This is a genomic window from Mesorhizobium sp. P160187, from assembly GCF_057766425.1.
In genome coordinates this window covers 1,394,025-1,412,094 of record NZ_JBYMDX010000004.1, presented here as the reverse complement: position 1 = coordinate 1,412,094, position 18,070 = coordinate 1,394,025, and the positions used below count along the sequence as shown (strand labels likewise).

The following is an 18,070-nucleotide window of genomic DNA, read 5'->3' as shown; positions in this document are numbered from 1 at the left end:
TAGTGGCAAGACATCCCAGGATCACCTTCATTGGCGCGGGTTCGACCGTGTTCATGAAGAACATTGTCGGCGACGTGATGCAGCGGCCATCGCTGTCAGGCGCGACGATCGCGCTGATGGACATCAATCCGCAGCGGCTGGAAGAGAGCGCCATCGTCGTCAACAAGCTGATCGCGACTCTGGGCGTGAAGGCGAAGGCTGAGAGCTATTCCGACCAGCGCAGGGCGCTCGCCGGCGCCGACTTCGTCGTCGTCGCCTTCCAGATCGGCGGCTTTGAGCCCTGCACCGTCACCGATTTCGAGGTGCCGAAGAAATACGGCCTGCGCCAGACCATTGCCGACACGCTCGGCGTCGGCGGCATCATGCGCGGCCTCCGGACCGTGCCGCATCTGTGGAAGATCTGCGAGGACATGCTGGCCGTCTGCCCCGACGCGATCATGCTGCAATATGTCAACCCGATGGCGATCAACACCTGGGCTATCTCAGAGAAATACCCTGAGATCAAACAGGTAGGCCTCTGCCACTCGGTGCAGGGCACGGCGATGGAACTGGCGCACGATCTCGACATTCCCTACGACGAGATACGCTACCGCTCGGCCGGCATCAACCACATGGCCTTCTACCTGAAGTTCGAGCGCCGGCAGCCGGATGGCTCTTACCGCAACCTCTATCCGGACCTGGTCCGCGCCTATCGCGAAGGCAGGGCGCCGAAGCCGGGCTGGAACCCGCGCTGCCCCAACAAGGTGCGCTACGAGATGCTGACGCGGCTCGGCTATTTCGTCACCGAAAGCTCCGAGCATTTCGCCGAATACACGCCCTATTTCATCAAGGAAGGGCGCCCCGACCTGATCGAGAAGTTCGGCATTCCGCTCGACGAATATCCCAAGCGCTGCATCGAACAGATCGAGCGCTGGAAGGGCCAGGCCGAGGCCTATCGCTCGGCCGACCGCATCGAGGTCGAGCAATCGAAGGAATACGCGTCCTCGATCATGAACTCGGTGTGGACCGGGGAGCCTTCGGTGATCTACGGCAATGTCCGCAACAATGGCTGCATCACCTCGCTGCCGGACAATTGCGCCGCCGAGGTGCCGTGTCTGGTGGACGCCTCCGGCATCCAGCCGACCTATATTGGCGAACTGCCGCCGCAACTCACCGCGTTGATACGCACCAACATCAATGTGCAGGAACTGACGGTGCAGGCGTTGATGACCGAAAACCGCGAGCACATCTACCACGCGGCGATGATGGACCCGCATACGGCGGCCGAACTCGATCTCGACCAGATCTGGGCGCTGGTCGATGAGTTGCTGGCGGCGCATGGCGACTGGCTGCCGGCCTGGGCGCGTGGGAGCGCCAAGGTCCGGGCCGCCTGAGCGCTGCTGCGGCGGTATCTACTCCACCGTCAGGCCTCCGGTGGCGCCGGCAACCAGTGGCGCAGTTCCTCGACCAGCACGCGCTCGTTCTCCGAATAGTCGATCGGAACGACGACGAGATGGACGCCACCGCCGGCAAAAGCCTGTTCAAGCGTCGATTGTATTTCTGAGACGGCGCCGACCCTGGTTCCCTTGGCGCCATAGGCCTCGGCATATCTGACGAAATCGGGATTGCCGAAGGTCATGCCGAAATCGGGGAACTGGTCGACCGCCTGCTTCCAGCGGATCATGCCGAAAGCATTGTCCTCGATGATCAGCACGACCAAATTGAGCTTCAGCCTGACGGCGGTTTCCAACTCCTGGCTGTTCATCATGAAGCCGCCATCGCCGCAGATCGCCATGACGCGGCGGCCGGGATAGAGCATCGCCGCCGTCATCGCCGACGGCAGGCCGGCGCCCATCGTGGCCAGGGCGTTGTCGAGCAGCAAAGTGTTGGCGACGCGCGTGCGGTAGTTGCGCGCAAACCAGATCTTGTACATGCCGTTGTCGAGCGCCAGGATGCCGTCGGCCGGCATCACCGCGCGCACGTCATGCACCAAGCGCTGCGGCGTGAAACGGTCTTCGGTGGCGCGGGCGGCAATGCGGCTCAAAATCCCTTCGCGCAGCGGCAGTAGCGCCTGCGCGTTGGGGATCTTGCCCTCGATCCGGTCGGCAAGCAGCCTGAGCGAAGCGCCGATGTCGCCGACCACTTCGGTCTGCGGGAAATAGACCTGCTCGACATTGGCCGGCTGGTAGCCGACATGGATCACCTTCGGTCCCTTGTCGCCCATAATGAAGGGCGGCTTCTCGATCGTGTCGTGGCCGATGGTGATGATGAGGTCGGCCTGCTCTATCGCCTCATGGACATAGTCGCGCTCGGACAGCGCGGCGGTGCCCATATAGAGCTCGGTTCCGCCAGGCACCGTGCCCTTGCCCATCTGCGTGGTGAAATAGGGGATGCCGGTTCTGATAACGAACTGGGCGAGGTCGGAGGTCGAGCGCGGCCGCGATGCGGCGGCGCCCAGCATCGCCAGCGGACGCTGCGCCTTGATGATCATCTCAGCGGCGCGGTCGAGCGCAAGCGGGCTGGCCAGCGGAAGCTCGACCGGATGCGGCGGGATCAGCGCGACATCGTCGCACTCCTCGGCCGCGATGTCTTCGGGCAGTTCCAGATGCACCGGTCCCGGACGCTCCTCTTCGGCAATCCGAAACGCTTCGCGCACCACGGCGGGAATGGTCTTCGCCGAGATGATCTGACGTGACAGCTTGGTCAACGGCTTCATCGCGGCGACGATGTCGACGATCTGGAAGCGGGCCTGGCGCGACGAGCGGATGCCCTTCTGCCCGGTGATCATGATCATCGGCATGGCGCCGAGCAGCGCATAGGCGGCACCCGTCGTCAGGTTCAGGGCGCCGGGTCCCAGCGTGGTGATGCACACACCTGGCTTGCCGGTGAGCCTGCCATGGGTGGCGGCCATGAACGCCGCCGCCTGCTCATGACGGGTGAGGATGAGCTGGATCGAGGATTTGCGGATGGATTCGACGACGTCCAGGTTTTCTTCGCCGGGAATGCCGAAGATGCGATCGACGCCCTCATTCTCAAGGGCGGCAACAAGCAGGTCAGAACCTTTGGGCACGAAGCATCTCCTGGGCAAAGCGGCGGCGAACCGCGTCGGGATATGATCAGACATAGTGCTGGCAAAGTCCTACCGCGAGGCGCGGCCGCCGCCAATATCGCTCTGCCTTACAGATCCTTCCGTTTCCTGAATTGGCCGGGCGAGACGCCGGCGTGGCGGCTGAAGGCGGTGGAGAAGGCGGCTTCCGAGCTGTAGCCGACCGCCTCGGCGACTTGGCCCAGGCTCTTGCCCTCGTGCAGCAGCCGGCTGGCCTGCCGCATGCGGCAGCCGAAGAGATAGGCCATGGGCGCTTCGCCGACGAGATCGCGAAAGCGGGCGGCAAAGGTTGCCCTGGAGAGCCCGACCGCGCGTGCCAGGGTCTCGATCGTCCAGTCGTGGCCATAGGCTTCATGCAGGGTGGCGAGCGCTCTGGCGATCGCGGGGTCCTGCAATCCCCTCAGCCAACCTGGATTGTCCATGCTTTCCAGACCGGAGCGCAAGGCGCGCGTGACGATGGCCCCAGACAGGCGAGCCATGACCACGTCGCTGCCGGGACCTTCGTCGGTCGCTTCCACCAGCAAGGCCTCGACATAGCCACGCAGCCATTTGGGCAGACGGCCATTCGATCCCCGGATGTGAACGATGCGCGGCAGGCCGGCAAGTGCCGGATGGTCGGCGTCACGAAAGGCGAAGGCGCCGCACAGGATGACGGTCTTTTCGCCTTCGCCGCCGCTGCGAATACGCCCAGCTGCGGTTTGGGTCGCCAGTTCGGCGGCGGGGACGTTCGCGCTTTTGAGCGCGCCGGGCGACCGCAGCACATGCGGATCGGCGCGCGGTGCAATGATCAGGTCGCCGGCATCGAGAGGCTCGACATCTTCCTCACCGAACACCGCTTCGCATCGCCCCTTGATGACGACGTGAATGCCGCGAAGCCCAGCCTGGCTGAACGAGATCGCCCAGGGCGCGGCCAGTTCGAGGCGCCGGTACCCGGCGGCTGCGAAGTGCAATTCGCGCATGAGGGTAGCCAGGAGGTCCACGCTTCGCTCCAGAAACAGACGATCGATAAATCAATCTAGACGCTGTCGAATAGCGCGCCGGCCTTACTGGACCTAGCTATGCCCGACAGGCCGCTTGTCGGCGATAACGAAACTCAGGAGTTATTCATGCCGCCAATCGAGCTTTTTGTCGCGCAGCTTTGTCCCTATGCGCACCGTGTCAGGCTCGCCCTTGCCGAGAAAGGCCTGCAGGCGACGGAAATCGAAATCGATCTGCGCAACAAGCCGGTGTGGTTCCTGAAACTCACGCCGACGGGAAAGGTGCCGCTGCTGCGCCATCAGGGGCAATATGTCAGGGAGTCGGCGATCATCTGCGAATATCTCGATGATGCATTCCCCGAACGGCCGATTTTCCCCAGGGATGCTCATGCCCGCGCTGAGGCGCGCATCTGGATCAGCTTCGCCGACACGCAGCTTTACGCCAGGACGGCAACCATGATGCACAGTTCCGACGCTATGGTTCATGAGCGGATCAAGGCCCAGCTTGCCGACGCCCTGCGCTTTGTGGAACAGCATGCCTTTGCGAGGCGAGGGGCGGACGAACGGTTTTTGCTGGGCTCGGAATTCAGCGCCGCCGACATCTCCTTCTATCCCTGGTTCGAACAGCTGTGCGTGCTTGAGAAATATCTGGGCTTCGCCATGCCGGCCGAATGCGAGCGCCTGCTGCGGTGGCAGGAAACGGTTGCCGCCAGGGAGGCGGTGCGGACCTGCGCTAGGTCAACCGGCTTCTATCTGGAATCCTATGGCCGGCTTCTCGCGGCCTGAGACGAGCGGGCAAATGGAAAAAAATTCCTCACTATGGTGCTGCAAGGTCAGTCATTTGCTTCTTGCTGCAGGCGCAAGCCTGTAAACATGCGGTATGAAGCGGGCCTGCGCGCCGCGCAAGAGGTGCCAGAATATGCCCAATCCAACCGTCGTCGGGTTTTCCGGCAATTTCACTAGGCCGTCCAAGACGCGCGGTTTCGTCGACCAGGTTGTCAGGGATATTGCGCGCCAGCATGGCCTGTCGGCGAGCACCTATGACATCGAAGACCTCGGCCCGTCGCTCGGCGCTGCCAAATGGGCGCGCGATCTCGACGGCCAGGCACGGGCAATCTTCGACAGCGTCGTCAATGCCGATGTGCTGGTGGTGGGGTCGCCGACCTACAAGGGCAGCTACACCGGCCTGTTCAAGCACTTCTTCGACCTCTTCGATCCCGCTTCCTTGCGGGGCAAGCCGGTGGTGCTGCTTGCCACCGGCGGCAACGATCGCCATGCGTTGATCGTCGAGCACCAGCTGCGGCCGCTGTTCGGCTTCTTCGAGGCGCTGACGCTGCCGACAGGCGTCTATGCCACGGACAAGGATTTTTCCGACGGCGTGCTGCGGGCCGAACCCATCCTGAAGCGCGTCGAGCAGGTTGTCGGCGAGGTCGGGCTGGTGCTGGCCAATCGCTCGGCAGCCGGCGTTGCTGCCGGATAGAGCGAGGCGAGCAGGCCGCCTCCGGCTTTGCTCGGGAATGAATAAAAAGGCCCGCCACCGACGCGAATCGTGACGAGCCTCCTTGGAGTAGGCCAGGCCTCCCACAGCCCGATTGCTTTCAAAATCAATACCCCGCCGGCTAGGCCTGGCGGGGCATCGATAGTAGGGTCTGGATCGAATGGGAGCGATCCGGCTGAAAAACGCCAATGCCGGAAGGTTCCCGGTCATCCTGAGCGGCGATGACAAAGGGGTTTTGGCCAACTGCGAAATCCATCTCAGGCGGATTTCTCGCGACAACTAGTTCCTGTCCGCCGGCTTCGAACGCATCCTTGACACCGTCTCGCGCTCGGCGCGCTTGGAGCGCAGAGGCGGCAGGCCGCGGTCGATCAGGTCCATGTCCTCCAGCACCATGTCGCCCATGCGCTTGAAGGCGATGTCAAGCGCACCGGCGCGGTGGGCGGAGCGCAGGAAGCCGGGGATCGTGCGGACCGGATGGTCCTGCGCCAGCGGTTCTTCAGGGAAGACATCGCTGGCGGCGACGATGTGGCCGCTTTCCACCGCCGCCATCAGGGCGGGGAAGTCGGCGACGCCGGCGCGGCTGAGCAGGATGAATGCGGCGCCCTTGCGCATGGAGGCAAAAGCATTGGCACCGAGAAAGCCCTGATTCTCTGAGGTCACCGAAGCGACGACGAAGACGAAATCGCTGGTCGACAGCACCTCGTCCAGCGAGGCCGGCTCGACGCCACTGTCGATCAGGATCGATGGCGGCAGCCAGGGATCGAAGACCTTGGTGCGGGTGCGAAAACCCGACAGCAGTCGGTTGAGCGCACGGCCGAGATCGCCGAAGCCGATGATGCCGACATCGGCGCCGGACAGAAGCCGCGCCGTCAAATTGCCGTCGCCGCCCCACAGCTCTTCGCCTTTGCGGAAGGCGAGGTCGGCATCGACGATGTTGCGGGCGAGGTTGAGCGCCATGGCGAGGCCAAGCTCGGCCACCGGCTCGGCGAAGACGAGGCCGGTGGTGACGACATGGATGCCGCGCGCAAACAGCGTCTCATAGGGCATGTTGTTGATGAGGTTGGTCTCGACATTGAAGACGCAACGCAGCGCCTGCATCCGGTCCAAGGTCTCGGGCGAGATCGGCGGCTGGCCGATAATATAGCGGGCTTCGGCAAGCACGTCGGCGGGCAAGTTCGCCACGCCCTCGGCCGTCGTCTCGACGACGCGGTAATGCGCTTTGAGGCGCGCCAGCTGAGGTGAGGTGAAGATCAGGTCGAGCGTGCGTGGTTCCGGCGCGCTGATGACCAGCGGCAGGGCCTTGTTTGGCATGACGATTCCTCCCCGGCGCGATCCGTATCGCGTATTTTGCTTTGCACTTGTGGTAGTCCCCAAAACCGCTTGCCGCCGTCCGGCGGCATGTGCTTGAGGGGTAAAATACCCATCATTAAACGATTTACAACTCCGGGAGGGGCCGCCGATCGCGTGGCTCGAGCCTTGCCGGGTTTTGATGCGGGAATCCGTTGGCTCGCCAGGCAACGGCCCTGAGGGCTCCTTTCCTTCTCCCCTGTGAGAGAAGGTGGAGTCAAAACGGATAGTGCTGCCCCGGATCCTCGATGGTCAGCCAGCGCAGGTCGGTGAACTCGGCAATCGAGGCCTTGCCGCCGAAGCGGCCGTAGCCTGAACCCTTGACGCCGCCGAACGGCATTTGCGCCTCGTCGCCGACGGTCGGGCCGTTGATGTGCCAGATACCGGCTTCGATGCGCGCGGCAACCGCCATGGCACGGCGGATGTCGCGGCTGAACACGGCTGAAGACAGGCCGTATTCGGTATCGTTGGCGACACATACCGCTTCGTCCTCGCCCTTGACGCGGATCACCGGCTTGACCGGGCCGAAGGATTCTTCCGAATAGACGCGCATCGCTGGCGTCACGTGGTCGAGCAATGTCGCCTCGACCACGGTTCCGGTGCGCTTGCCGCCGGCCACAAGCCTGGCGCCCTTGGCGACGGCGTCGGCAACCAGTTCTTCCATCTTGTCGGCGGCTTGGTCGCTGATCAGCGAACCGAGCACGACATGGCCGCGCGGGTCGCCGGCAGGCAGCTGCGCGGCGCGGGCGGCGAGCTTGGCGACGAATTCGTCGGCGACCTTTTCATCGACGACCAGACGCTCGGTCGACATACAGATCTGGCCCTGATGCATGTAGGCGCCGAAGGTCGCGGCATTGACCGCGGCGTCGATGTCGGCATCGTCGAGCACGACCAGCGGCGCCTTGCCGCCGAGTTCGAGCAGCGCCGGCTTCAAGTGACGGCCGGCGAGTTCGGCAATGATCCTGCCGACCTTGGTCGAGCCGGTGAAGTTGACACGCCTTACGGCGGGGTGCGCGACCAGTGCCTCGACGATTGTCGCTGCGTCCTTGGGATGATTGGTGACGACATTGATGACGCCCTTGGGCAGGCCGGCCTCGACCAGCACCTGCCCGATCAGCCGGTGTGTGCCTGGGCACATTTCCGAAGCTTTCAGCACAACCGTGTTGCCGCAGGCGATCGGCATGGCGATGGCACGGGTTCCGAGGATGACCGGTGCATTCCACGGCGCGATGCCGAGGCAGACGCCGGCCGGCTGGCGGATCGCCATGGCCAGCGTGCCGGGCTTGTCGGAGGGAATGACCTCGCCCGAAATCTGCGTCGTCATGGCGGCTGCCTCGCGCAGCATTTTGGCGGCGAGCATGACGTTGAAGCCGGCCCAGGGGCCGGTCGCGCCGGTTTCTTCCATCATCAATTTGGTGAATTCGCCGACCTTGGAGTCCATGACATCGGCCGCCTTGGACAGCAAAGCGCGGCGCTCGCCCGGACCGGTCTTCGACCACGTCTTGAAAGCGGCAGCAGCGGCTTCGACCGCGGCATTGGCGTCGGCGATGCTGGCTGCGGCAGCGCGGGTCGCCAGCTTGCCGGTGAACGGGTCCATGCGCTCGTAAGAGGCTGAGCCGGAGGCATCCCTTTTATCGCCGTCGATCAGAAGTCCGATGTCCATTGTTCTCTCCCTCGCTCGCCGTCGAGCGTCTTTTCTACCTATTATCGACCACGATCTGATTCCGAACACCGGCTCCCACTTTTCGGGATCATGGTCTAGAAGCCGAGCACCTCGGCATTGATCGATGCTTCAAGCCCACCGTCAACCGGCACATTGGCGCCGTTGACCCAGCGTGCGCCGTCCGAGCACAGGAACAGCACGACAGGCGCGATGTCGCCCGATGTGCCGGCGCGGCCGACACGGGCGATGTCGCTATCGACGCGGGCGTCGCCCAGCACATTGCGGAACTGTTTGAGGATCGGCGTCTCGACCGGGCCGGGGCTCACTGCATTGACGCGGATGCCGCGGCTCCTGAACAGGTCCTGATGCGCGGCGCGCTGCGTCCACAACAGCAGCAGCTCCTTGGAAACGGAATAGCCTTCCTCGTTCTTCACCTGATGGTCGGCGACCACCTCCGCCACATCGGGAAAGCCTTCGATGCCGACCATCGATGCCGCGCGGTTGAGATTGGCGCGCCAGCCATAGCCGGCGATCGAGGCGACGTTGACCACGGCGCCGCCTTCACGAAGTCTGGGTGCGAGGCCTTCCGAGAGCGCGCGCAGGCCATAGAAGTTGACGGCCAGTGTCGACACCGCACCGGTGTTGCCGGGGAGGCCGGCGACATTGCAGAGCGCATCGATGCGCTGCGGCAGGCGCCCGAGGAGATCGTCGACGCCGGCCTTGAACGAGATGTCGGCCTTGACGAAGAAGCCGACCGGTGCGGCAGGTTCACGCACGTCGACGCCGATCACGTCAGCGCCCAGTTGGCCGGCAAGTTCGGCCGTGCGAGCGCCGATACCAGAGGCGACACCGGTGATGAGGATGGTCTTGCCGAACAGCATGGTCACGCCTTTTCTGGATGCGTTGCGGCCTGTTGCGGCGAGGGCGCCGCGTCGCCATCTGCGGCGTTTGGCGGGAGCCTGACGCGATAGCCGACCGGCAGCAGGCGCAGGCCAAAGCGCTCCTCCAGCGTTCCCCACAGGCCGCGCGGCAGGAAGAGCGAGAACAGCACCGCCGTGGCGCCGAGGCCGATCAGATACCAGACGCCGGTGCCGCCGAACCAGGTCTCGATGAGGAAGAACAGCAGCGCACCCAGAATGGCGCCCTCGAAGGTGCCGATGCCGCCGACCAGCACCATGAAGATCATGTAGGCGGTCCACTGGACGTTGAAGTAGGTTTTCGGCTGGAAGGTGATCGACGTGGCCAACCACAGCGCGCCGGCCATGCCGATGCCGAAGGCGGCGAGCACGAAGAGCAGCCGCTTGGTTCCGGTGACGCGCACGCCGACCGATGCCGCGGCCTCCTCATTGTCCCTGATGGCGCGGATGGCCGCACCCGTGCTGCCACGCAGCATGCTAAACAGGGTGGCGAGCAGCGCCGTCATCGCGGCCAGCGCCAGCCAGTAGATCGTTGCCCGCCTGGAGCCGGCGTCATAGCCGTTGAGCGAGATCAGCGACGTCCCGGTCTCGCCTTGCACCAGCCGGTCGAGATTGACCAGGAGATGGGTGAGCGCCGCGATCACCCACATGCCGATGGCGAACTCGCCGTTCTTCAGCTTCAGCATGAATAGCGACATTGGCCAGGAGATCGCGCCGACAATGATCGCCGAGACAAACAGAGAAGCGAACGGGTTGAGGCCGGCATCGGCCAGGCGGATGGTGAAATAGGCGCCGAGGCCGAAGAACACTTGCTGTCCCACCGAAACCAGCCCGCCGAAGCCGGCCAGCGCGTTCCACATCGCCGCCAGGATCACATAGATGAACAAGGCGGTCATGCGGTCGACGGCGCCGGCCGACAGGAAATGCGGCGCAACAGCGAGCAGCGCGATGATGACGACGACCGCGATCGCCGAGATGCGCGAGGCGGAGGTGCCGCGCTCGATGACGGGGCCGTTTAAAACCGCGCTCATGATGCTTTCCTCGCGGGCAGGCGCAGCAGGCCGCGCAGGCCGAGGCCGGAGGTGGAGAGCCGGATGAACAGCACGATCAGGAAGGCGACATGGCCGCCGATCAGAAAACCTTGCGGATGGATCTGCGCGCCGAGGGTCTGGGCGAGCGCCAGCACGATGCCGCCGACCAGCGTGCCCCATAGCGAACCGGCGCCGCCGATCACCGCCGCCTCGAAAGCGAACAGCAATTGAGGTGCGCCGGTATAGGGATCGAAGGTGGCGCGCATGGCGAGGAAGGCGCCGGCCAGCCCAACGGTGACCATGGCGATGGCGGCGGCGACGGCATTGGCGCGGCGCGCATCGACGCCGACGAGACCGGCCGTGTCGGGATCTTCCGACGTGGCGCGGATCGAGCGGCCAAGCCTGGTGCGGGTGAGGAACAGCTGCAGTCCGCCAAGCAATATGACGGCGGCGGCGAACATGATCACGGCAAGCTTGCCGACATAGATGCTGCCCGGCCATTCCCAGGAATCGTAGGAGAGGCTGCCGATATAGGGCGCCAGCGAACGTGTGTCGGCGCCGAACTGCTCGAACAGCGCATTGTCGATGACGATGGCGAGGCCGAACGTGGTCAGGATCGGCAGGAGCGCGCCGCCGCGGGCGCTGCGCTCGAGCAGGAAGCGCTGCAGCGCCCAGCCGATGGCCGCCATCAGCGGCAGCACGATGAGCAGGCCGACGAAGGGCGAGATATGGAATTGCGAGGCGAGCCACCACAGCGCGTAGGCGGAAAACACGGCCAGGCTGCCATGCGCGAGGTTGATTATGCGCATCACCGAAAACATGAAGGAGAGGCCGCAGGCGATCAGCGCGTAGTAGCCGCCGAGCAGGATGCCCTGGACGATCTGGTTGCTCATGCCGGCACACTCCCGGCGCTTTTTCTGTGCAGGCCGAAATAGGCTTTCGTCACTTCATCGCGGGACATGCCCTTGCTCGGGCCTTCCAGCGCGACGCGTCCTTCGAGCATGCAGATGACCTTGTCCGAGACCGAGAGCGCGCGAATGAGGTCCTGTTCGACCAGGATGATCGTCGTGCCGGAGCTGATCAGGCCTTGCAGCGAAGCGTATACGCGATCGACCACCAGCGGCGACAGGCCGAGCGAGACCTCGTCGAGCAGCAGCAGTTCGGGATTGCTCATCAAAGCGCGGCCGATGGCGGTGGCCTGCTGCTCGCCACCGGAGAGATGCCCGGTCTTGGCATGGCGGCGCGGCTTCAGATTGGGGAACGTGTCGAGCACTCGTTCCACGCTCCAGTCGCCGGGACGGCCGGCGGTCTTGCCAAGCAGGAGGTTCTCCTCGACCGTCATTTGCACGAACAGTTTTCGCCCTTCCGGCACCAGCGCGACGCCCATGCCGACGCGCTTGTGCGAGGGAACGCCGGTGATATCGGCGCCATTCAGCAGCACGCGGCCGGCCGTCGGCTCATGGGCGCCGGCGATCGCCCGCAGCAGCGTCGTCTTGCCGGCGCCGTTGGCGCCGACCAGCGCCAGCGTTTCGCCGCGCTCGATCGTAAAGCTCACACCGCGCACCGCCTGCAACAGGCCATGGCGGACGACCAGATTCTCGATTGCGAGCAGGCTCATTTCGGGCCTCCGCCGAGATAGGCGCGCACGACTTCCGGGTCGGCCATCACCGCTTGCGGCTCCCCATCGGCGATGATCTTGCCGGCGTCCATACAGATCAGCCGCTCTGCCACCTGCAGCAGGATGTGGACGATGTGCTCGATCCAGACGATGCCGATCTTGCGGCGGCGCAATTCCTTGATGGTATCGACAAGTTCGCTCGCCTCGCCATCGGTCAGTCCGCCGCCGATCTCGTCGAGCAGAAGCAGCGTAGGCCTTGCCGCGAGCGCGCGGGCAAGTTCCAGCCGCTTGCGGTCGAGCAGGCCGAGCGTTTCGGCGCGCCGGTTGGCCACGCCCATCATGCCGCACATTTTCAGCGACTCCAGCGCCTCTTCATAGGCCTCGTCGCGGGCGAGACCGGCGCCATGCGACGCGGCAACAAAAACGTTCTCGAACGTGGTCATGCCGCTGAACGGCTTGGGCACCTGGTGCGTGCGCACCAGGCCGAGACGACAGCGCGCTGTAGCCGGCATCGCGGTCACATCGCCACCCTTGAAGGCGACCGTGCCGGCGCTCGGCGGGAAGGCGCCTGATAAGATGCTGAGCAGCGTCGTCTTGCCGGCGCCGTTCGGGCCGACGATGCCGACGGCCTCATCGGCATTCATGGCGAAGTAGACATCGTCGAGCACCACCAGCGCGCCGAAGCGTTTCTGGATGCCGGCAGCGCGGAGGATCGCGGCGTTTGCTGAACCGTTCACGATGCGATCCCCGTAACCGACCGTCAGCCGTTATACGGCTGGAGCTTGGCCTCGACCGGAACCTTCGGGTCGGTGGCGTTCTCGGTCACGACGTAGTCGAGCGGGAATTTGCCGCCTTCCTTGGCCGCCACCCATTGGGTGCCGATGATCGGGCCGGGAGAGACATTGGCGACCGGGCCGCTGGTGAAGTCGACCTTGCCGATCATGGTCTCGGTGTTGAGCGTGCTCAGCGCCTTGGCGACGGCCGCCTTGTCCTTGGCGTCGGTGCTTGCCTTCAGCGCCTCGAAGCCGGCGTCGAGCAGCGACATCGAGGCGCCGAGCTGCTGCGTCCACTGCTTGCCGCTGGCGGCCTCATAACCGTCGGCCAGTTCGATTCCCGAAACGCCGGTCAGCGGCGACTTGTAGGGAAAGGCCTTGTGCCAGTAAGCGGCGCTCGAAATCTTGTTGCCGAGATCGCCCAGCGCCTCGATGTCGGACGGGAACAATCCGGTCTTGGCGACCTGGCAGATCTTGATCTGCTTGATCAGGCCTTGCTGTGCAGCCTGACGCCAGAAGGCGGCGAAGTCCGGCGGGATCGGGAAGGAGTTGAAGATCTCGACGCCTTCCTGCTTGAACAGCGCGATCTGCGAGGAATAGTCGGTGGTGCCGGTCTCGTAGGCGCCGGGATCGACGATGGTGAAACCCTGCTTTGCCAGCAACGGCGCCAGATGGGTGCGGATGGCATTGCCGTCTGCGTCGTTGGGATACATGACGCCGACCTTCTTGTTGGTCTCGATCAGGTTCCATTGCGAGATGTAGGTCCGGAAGAACTCGTCGACGCCGAAGCCGAAATGATAGGTCCATTTGAACGGCGAGGGTTCGCCGGGCTTGGCGCCGCGACCGAAATACCAGGCCTCCCACGGCATGACGGTGGAGAGGCAAGGCACGCCGGCGGCTTCGCAGGCGTCGGCGACCGGGTTGATCACCTCCGGCGTCGACACCGCCAGCATCAGGACGGCCTGGTTGTTGATGAGGTCCTTGGCGAGCTGGCCGGCGCGCGACGGGTCGGATTGCGTGTCCTGGTCGATGATCTCGACACTGTATTTCTTGCCGCCGATGTCGAGGCCGTTGGCGAGCGCCTTGCGGGCGAGATCGAGCACATAGCCGTCGGTCTGGCCGAAGCCGGCGAGCGGCCCGGTGCGCGGGCTGACAAAGCCGACCTTCAGCGTGTCGGCGGCCTGCGCGAATGCCTGGCCGCGGCTGAGCGCAAGTGCCGCGCCGCCGGCGAGCGATGTGGCGATGAACTGGCGCCGCGAGACGCCGGATTTGCTTGAGGTCATGCTGGTATTCCTCCCTTTCCTGACGGCACCTGGAGGTCACCGCCGGCCTGCTCAAAATCGATGCCGCCCGTTCTTAAGATCGGAGATCGCCCCGGCAGGCCTTGAGGCGGCAGCGGAACGCCGCCAATGCCGATAACGGCACGATTTCGATCCTCCCATCGTCACAGTGCCCTAGGTGTTTGGTTTGGTAAAATGATATTTTGCGGTGTTTCGTTAACCAACAGGTTATGGAAATACGGCTGAAGGCCCGCTCTGCGCCAGATTGGCGAAAGGTGCTCAGGCGTTCTGGCTGGCCGCCTCGCGAATGGTCTGCAGCAGGATGGTGAAGGCCGGCGAAGGCGCAGTGTCGGTCCGCATCGTCAGGCCGACCGGCCCTTTGGTTTCCTCGGTGTTGACGGGCAAGGCGACGAAGGCGCCGCTGGAGAGTTCGTTGGCGACGACGCCTGTCGATATGATCCAGACCGCATTGCTGTGGCGCAGGAAGGCACGGCCGAAGGAATCCGAGACGGTCTCGATCTCGGTCGCAGGCGCCGTCATGCCGTTGGTGATGAACAAGCGGTCGACGAACGGGCGGATGACCGATTCCCGCGTCGGCATCAGCACCGGGAATTCATCGAGCCGGGCGAAGATGTCCTGGCCCGGCTGCAGCAGCGGATGGCCGGCCCTCACCACGAACAGCACCGGTTCGGAATAGAGATGCTCGAAGAAGAAGCCGGTCATGTTTTCCGGCGCCGCAAGCCGGCCGACGACGAGATCGAGCGCACCGACGCGCAACTGTTCCAGCAGGACCGCGTTCTCGCCGGTGACGATCTTGATCGCAGCACCGGTATTTTCACTCAGGAACAGGCTTATGGCGCGTGGCATCACCTTGGCCGACACTGTCGGGAGCGCGCCGATGCGGATCGGATGCCGGTTGATGGCGCCGTCCTGGCGGACGGAATCGACGCCGCGCTTCAGTGCCGTGATCGCCGTGCCGGCATGGCCGAGAAAGACTTCGCCAAGCCGCGTCACCCTGATGCCGCGGCCGTCGCGTTCGACGACAGCGATGCCAAGCGCCTCCTCCAGTTCGCGCAACGTCTTGGTCACGGCCGGTGGGCTGACATGGAGAAAGTCGGCCGCCCTCGCCACGCTGCCTTGCCGCGCTACCTCAAGGAATGCCTGCAGGTGACGGAACCTTATGCGGCTTTCGGACATGTTCTCATAACCTAGCAGTTAATGAAACGGCGTAAAATATCATTTTACCAAACCAAACGCCTTGTGCAATGTGAACACGGAGGATCGAAATCGTGCCATTCGTCAACATTGGCGGCATCACGCTGCACCATCGCCATATCAAGGCGAACGGAAATGCGCGGCCGATCGTGTTCATCAATTCGCTGGGTACCGACTTCCGCATCTGGGACGAGGTGTTGTCCGAACTGGGTGGCGAAATGCCTGCGTTGGTCTACGACAAGCGCGGCCATGGCCTGTCCGACATTGGTGGCGTCAGCTCGATCGACGAGCATGTCGATGATCTGTCGGGCCTGATCGATCATTTCGAACTGAACAATGCGGTGCTGTGCGGCCTGTCGGTGGGCGGCCTGATTGCGCAAGGGTTTTATGCCCGGCGCCCCGAAATCGTCGACAGCCTCATCCTCTGCGACACCGCCCACAAGATCGGCACGGCCGACAGCTGGAACACCCGCATCGAAACGGTCGAAAGCAAAGGCATCCAGGCCATCGCCGATGCCGTGCTCAAAATGTGGTTTACGCCTGCCTTCCACGCGGACCGTGTCGCCGAGCTCGACGGCTACTGGAACATGATGACCCGGCAAGCCGTCGCCGGCTATGTCGGCACCTGCGCCGCGGTGCGCGATGCCGATTTTACCGAGGCTGCGCAGGCGATCGCGGTGCCCACGCTTTGCGTCGTTGGCGACCAGGACGGCTCGACGCCGCCGGATCTCGTCCGCTGGCTGGCCGATCTGATCCCAGGCGCACATTTCGAAATCATTCGTGACGCCGCGCACATCCCTTGCGTCGAACAGCCCGAGGCGCTGACCACCCTGATCCGCGATTTCGTCGCGGCGCTTCCCCTGAGAAAGCAGACCCATGGATGAACTGCCCAAAAACGAAACCAGATACCGAACCGGGCTGACCGTCAGGCGCTCGGTGCTCGGCGACCCTCATGTCGATCGCAGCGAGGATGCCGTCACCGATTTCGACCGGCCGTTCCAGGAGCTGATCACCGAGGCAGCCTGGGGCACTGTGTGGGCGCGTCCGGGTTTTAGCAAGCGCGAGCGCTCGATCGTGACGCTGGCACTGCTGGCCGCCCTTGGCCATGATGAAGAGGTCGCCATGCATGTGCGCGCCACCGCCAACACCGGTGCGTCGCGCGACGATATCTGCGAAGCGTTCCTGCATGTCGCGATCTATGCCGGCGTGCCGGCCGCCAACCGCGCCTTCAGGATCGCCAAGGAGGTGTTTTCGGAAATGGACGGAAGCAGGGCTGGCCATGCCAGCTGATGCCGGCTCGAACCGCAGGCCCGAGAGCGGCGCCTTCTTCCAGCGCGACCGCGGCTGGCATCCGCCGGCGCTGACGCCCGACTACAAGACGTCGGTGCTGCGCTCGCCGCAAAAGGCGCTGCTGGCCTTCGACAACACGGCGTCGGAAATCACCGGTCCGGTGTTCGGCCACGCCATGCTGGGCGAACTCGACAATGACCTGATCCACAATTTCGCAAAGCCCGGCGAGAGCGCCATCGGCGAGCGTATCATCGTCTATGGCCGCGTGCTCGACGAGCGCGGCCAGGGCGTCTCCGGCGCGCTGCTCGAATTCTGGCAGGCCAATTCAGGCGGCCGCTACCGCCACAAGAAGGACGGCTATCTCGCGCCGCTCGATCCGAATTTCGGCGGCTGCGGCCGCACCATCACCGATGCCGATGGCGGTTATGCCTTTCGCACGGTGAAGCCAGGTCCCTATCCCTGGCCGAACGGGCCCAATGACTGGCGGCCGTCGCACATCCATTTCTCGGTGTTCGGCCACGGCTTCGCACAGCGGCTGATCACCCAGATGTATTTCGAGGGCGACCCGCTGATCTGGCGATGCCCGATCGTGCGCGGTATCCGCGACAAGGCGGCCGTTGAGACGCTGGTAGCGGCGCTCGACATGCAGGCGACGATCCCGTTCGATGCGCGCGCCTACAAGTTCAACATCGTGCTGCGCGGGCGTCGCGCCTCGCTGTTCGAAAACCGACCGGAGGGCAATTGATGGCGCAGTCGCTCAGCCGGCTGAAGGAGAGTCCGTCGCAGACCGCCGGGCCTTACGTGCATATCGGGCTGACGCCGAATTTCAGCGGCATCGGCGGCGTCTATCCGACAGACCTCGGCGCGACGATGCTCAACGACCACAGCAAGGGCGAGCGCATCGGTTTGCGCATCCGCGTGCTCGACGGCACCGGCACGCCGCTCCGGGACGCGCTGATCGAGATCTGGCAAGCGGACGCCAATGGCTTCTACAATTCGCCGACCGAATTGCGCGGCGATGCCGATCCGGATTTTCAGGGCTGGGGCCGTCAGCCGACCGACATGGACACCGGCCTGTGCAGTTTTCAGACGATCAAGCCGGGACGCGTGCCGTTCGACGACGGCCGGCTGATGGCGCCGCATATCAGCCTGTGGATCGTCGCCCGCGGCATCAATATCGGCCTCCATACGCGGCTCTATTTCTCAGACGAGGCCAAGGCCAATGCCGAGGATCCGATCCTGGCCCGCATCGAGCACAAGGTGCGCGTGCCGACGCTGATCGCCGAGCGGCAAGGCGACAACTATATTTTCGACGTCCATCTCCAAGGGGAGAAGGAGACGGTCTTCTTCGACAGCTGACGGTCAGGAAACCAATG

The 18,070-nt window shown here is 64.2% G+C and carries 18 protein-coding genes; 7 read left to right on the top strand and 11 right to left on the bottom strand.

Features of this window, described 5'->3' with window-relative positions; translation table 11 throughout:
- Positions 1-2: 2 nt before the first annotated feature.
- The gene (gene melA / locus AC3CCE_RS23835) at positions 3-1,373 is read left to right on the top strand and encodes an alpha-glucosidase/alpha-galactosidase (protein ID WP_352626341.1); all 1,371 of its coding nucleotides are present in this window, start codon (positions 3-5) and stop codon (positions 1,371-1,373) included.
- Between the two features lie 29 nt (positions 1,374-1,402).
- On the opposite strand, the gene AC3CCE_RS23830 is transcribed toward melA, so the two are convergent.
- Together AC3CCE_RS23830 and AC3CCE_RS23825 are read right to left on the bottom strand one after the other, a co-directional pair.
- A complete protein-coding gene (locus AC3CCE_RS23830; RefSeq protein WP_352626339.1) occupies positions 1,403-3,049 on the bottom strand; it encodes an acetolactate synthase large subunit in 1,647 nt (548 codons plus the stop codon).
- Positions 3,050-3,156: 107 nt separating this feature from the next.
- On the bottom strand, positions 3,157-4,065 hold the full coding sequence (locus AC3CCE_RS23825) for an AraC family transcriptional regulator (RefSeq protein WP_198020008.1): 909 nt from the start codon (positions 4,063-4,065) through the stop codon (positions 3,157-3,159).
- 126 nt (positions 4,066-4,191) lie between these two features.
- Here AC3CCE_RS23825 and AC3CCE_RS23820 point away from each other — a divergent pair, with 126 nt between their 5' ends.
- On the top strand, positions 4,192-4,848 hold the full coding sequence (locus AC3CCE_RS23820; protein ID WP_352626338.1) for a glutathione S-transferase family protein: 657 nt from the start codon (positions 4,192-4,194) through the stop codon (positions 4,846-4,848).
- Between the two features lie 133 nt (positions 4,849-4,981).
- Positions 4,982-5,542 carry an FMN reductase gene (gene msuE / locus AC3CCE_RS23815; protein ID WP_352444550.1) on the top strand — a complete coding sequence of 187 codons (561 nt, stop codon included), beginning with the start codon at positions 4,982-4,984 and terminating at the stop codon, positions 5,540-5,542.
- A gap of 297 nt (positions 5,543-5,839) precedes the next feature.
- Here the strand turns inward: msuE and AC3CCE_RS23810 are convergent, their stop codons facing one another.
- From AC3CCE_RS23810 to pcaQ, 9 genes are all read right to left on the bottom strand, one after another.
- Complete coding sequence (locus tag AC3CCE_RS23810) at positions 5,840-6,871, bottom strand: hydroxyacid dehydrogenase (RefSeq protein ID WP_352626337.1); 1,032 nt, start codon at positions 6,869-6,871, stop codon at positions 5,840-5,842.
- A gap of 253 nt (positions 6,872-7,124) precedes the next feature.
- Positions 7,125-8,570: an aldehyde dehydrogenase gene (locus tag AC3CCE_RS23805; protein WP_352626336.1), complete on the bottom strand. Its 1,446-nt coding sequence runs from the start codon at positions 8,568-8,570 to the stop codon at positions 7,125-7,127.
- Between the two features lie 95 nt (positions 8,571-8,665).
- A complete protein-coding gene (locus AC3CCE_RS23800; protein WP_031201463.1) occupies positions 8,666-9,451 on the bottom strand; it encodes a coniferyl-alcohol dehydrogenase in 786 nt (261 codons plus the stop codon).
- A 2-nt stretch (positions 9,452-9,453) separates the two neighbouring features.
- Complete coding sequence (locus tag AC3CCE_RS23795) at positions 9,454-10,518, bottom strand: branched-chain amino acid ABC transporter permease (protein WP_352626335.1); 1,065 nt, start codon at positions 10,516-10,518, stop codon at positions 9,454-9,456.
- A complete protein-coding gene (locus AC3CCE_RS23790) occupies positions 10,515-11,411 on the bottom strand; it encodes a branched-chain amino acid ABC transporter permease (protein ID WP_352626334.1) in 897 nt (298 codons plus the stop codon). Before AC3CCE_RS23790 ends, AC3CCE_RS23795 begins: the two co-directional genes overlap by 4 nt.
- Entirely contained in the window at positions 11,408-12,136 is a 729-nt protein-coding gene (locus AC3CCE_RS23785; RefSeq protein WP_352626333.1) for an ABC transporter ATP-binding protein, read from the bottom strand. Before AC3CCE_RS23785 ends, AC3CCE_RS23790 begins: the two co-directional genes overlap by 4 nt.
- A complete protein-coding gene (locus AC3CCE_RS23780; RefSeq protein ID WP_488377206.1) occupies positions 12,133-12,873 on the bottom strand; it encodes an ABC transporter ATP-binding protein in 741 nt (246 codons plus the stop codon). The genes AC3CCE_RS23785 and AC3CCE_RS23780 overlap by 4 nt, the downstream gene beginning before the upstream one ends.
- Positions 12,874-12,896: 23 nt before the next feature.
- Positions 12,897-14,192, bottom strand: a complete 1,296-nt coding sequence (locus tag AC3CCE_RS23775; RefSeq protein ID WP_352626332.1) for an ABC transporter substrate-binding protein — start codon at positions 14,190-14,192, stop codon at positions 12,897-12,899.
- A gap of 276 nt (positions 14,193-14,468) precedes the next feature.
- Positions 14,469-15,386 carry a pca operon transcription factor PcaQ gene (gene pcaQ / locus AC3CCE_RS23770; RefSeq protein WP_352626331.1) on the bottom strand — a complete coding sequence of 306 codons (918 nt, stop codon included), beginning with the start codon at positions 15,384-15,386 and terminating at the stop codon, positions 14,469-14,471.
- A gap of 92 nt (positions 15,387-15,478) precedes the next feature.
- Between pcaQ and pcaD the strand changes: the two genes are divergently transcribed.
- The 4 genes from pcaD to pcaG are packed head-to-tail and all read left to right on the top strand — an operon-like array spanning position 15,479 to position 18,053.
- Positions 15,479-16,288, top strand: coding sequence for a 3-oxoadipate enol-lactonase (gene pcaD, locus AC3CCE_RS23765; protein ID WP_352626330.1), 810 nt, complete (start codon positions 15,479-15,481; stop codon positions 16,286-16,288).
- Complete coding sequence (gene pcaC, locus AC3CCE_RS23760) at positions 16,281-16,694, top strand: 4-carboxymuconolactone decarboxylase (protein WP_352626329.1); 414 nt, start codon at positions 16,281-16,283, stop codon at positions 16,692-16,694. The genes pcaD and pcaC overlap by 8 nt, the downstream gene beginning before the upstream one ends.
- Positions 16,684-17,439, top strand: a complete 756-nt coding sequence (gene pcaH / locus AC3CCE_RS23755; RefSeq protein WP_352626328.1) for a protocatechuate 3,4-dioxygenase subunit beta — start codon at positions 16,684-16,686, stop codon at positions 17,437-17,439. The genes pcaC and pcaH overlap by 11 nt, the downstream gene beginning before the upstream one ends.
- Entirely contained in the window at positions 17,439-18,053 is a 615-nt protein-coding gene (gene pcaG / locus AC3CCE_RS23750; protein ID WP_352512547.1) for a protocatechuate 3,4-dioxygenase subunit alpha, read from the top strand. Before pcaH ends, pcaG begins: the two co-directional genes overlap by 1 nt.
- Positions 18,054-18,070 lie beyond the last annotated feature (17 nt).

What these genes read in the sequence shown, in the direction of transcription:
- AC3CCE_RS23820 (WP_352626338.1), top strand. Translation starts at nt 4,192, where the DNA reads ATGCCGCCAATCGAGCTTTTTGTCGCGCAGCTTTGTCCCTATGCGCAC.
- msuE (WP_352444550.1), top strand. Translation starts at nt 4,982, where the DNA reads ATGCCCAATCCAACCGTCGTCGGGTTTTCCGGCAATTTCACTAGGCCG.
- AC3CCE_RS23810 (WP_352626337.1), bottom strand. Translation starts at nt 6,871, where the DNA reads ATGCCAAACAAGGCCCTGCCGCTGGTCATCAGCGCGCCGGAACCACGC.
- AC3CCE_RS23805 (WP_352626336.1), bottom strand. Translation starts at nt 8,570, where the DNA reads ATGGACATCGGACTTCTGATCGACGGCGATAAAAGGGATGCCTCCGGC.
- AC3CCE_RS23800 (WP_031201463.1), bottom strand. Translation starts at nt 9,451, where the DNA reads ATGCTGTTCGGCAAGACCATCCTCATCACCGGTGTCGCCTCTGGTATC.
- AC3CCE_RS23795 (WP_352626335.1), bottom strand. Translation starts at nt 10,518, where the DNA reads ATGAGCGCGGTTTTAAACGGCCCCGTCATCGAGCGCGGCACCTCCGCC.
- AC3CCE_RS23790 (WP_352626334.1), bottom strand. Translation starts at nt 11,411, where the DNA reads ATGAGCAACCAGATCGTCCAGGGCATCCTGCTCGGCGGCTACTACGCG.
- AC3CCE_RS23785 (WP_352626333.1), bottom strand. Translation starts at nt 12,136, where the DNA reads ATGAGCCTGCTCGCAATCGAGAATCTGGTCGTCCGCCATGGCCTGTTG.
- AC3CCE_RS23775 (WP_352626332.1), bottom strand. Translation starts at nt 14,192, where the DNA reads ATGACCTCAAGCAAATCCGGCGTCTCGCGGCGCCAGTTCATCGCCACA.
- pcaQ (WP_352626331.1), bottom strand. Translation starts at nt 15,386, where the DNA reads ATGTCCGAAAGCCGCATAAGGTTCCGTCACCTGCAGGCATTCCTTGAG.
- pcaC (WP_352626329.1), top strand. Translation starts at nt 16,281, where the DNA reads ATGGATGAACTGCCCAAAAACGAAACCAGATACCGAACCGGGCTGACC.
- pcaH (WP_352626328.1), top strand. Translation starts at nt 16,684, where the DNA reads ATGCCAGCTGATGCCGGCTCGAACCGCAGGCCCGAGAGCGGCGCCTTC.
- pcaG (WP_352512547.1), top strand. Translation starts at nt 17,439, where the DNA reads ATGGCGCAGTCGCTCAGCCGGCTGAAGGAGAGTCCGTCGCAGACCGCC.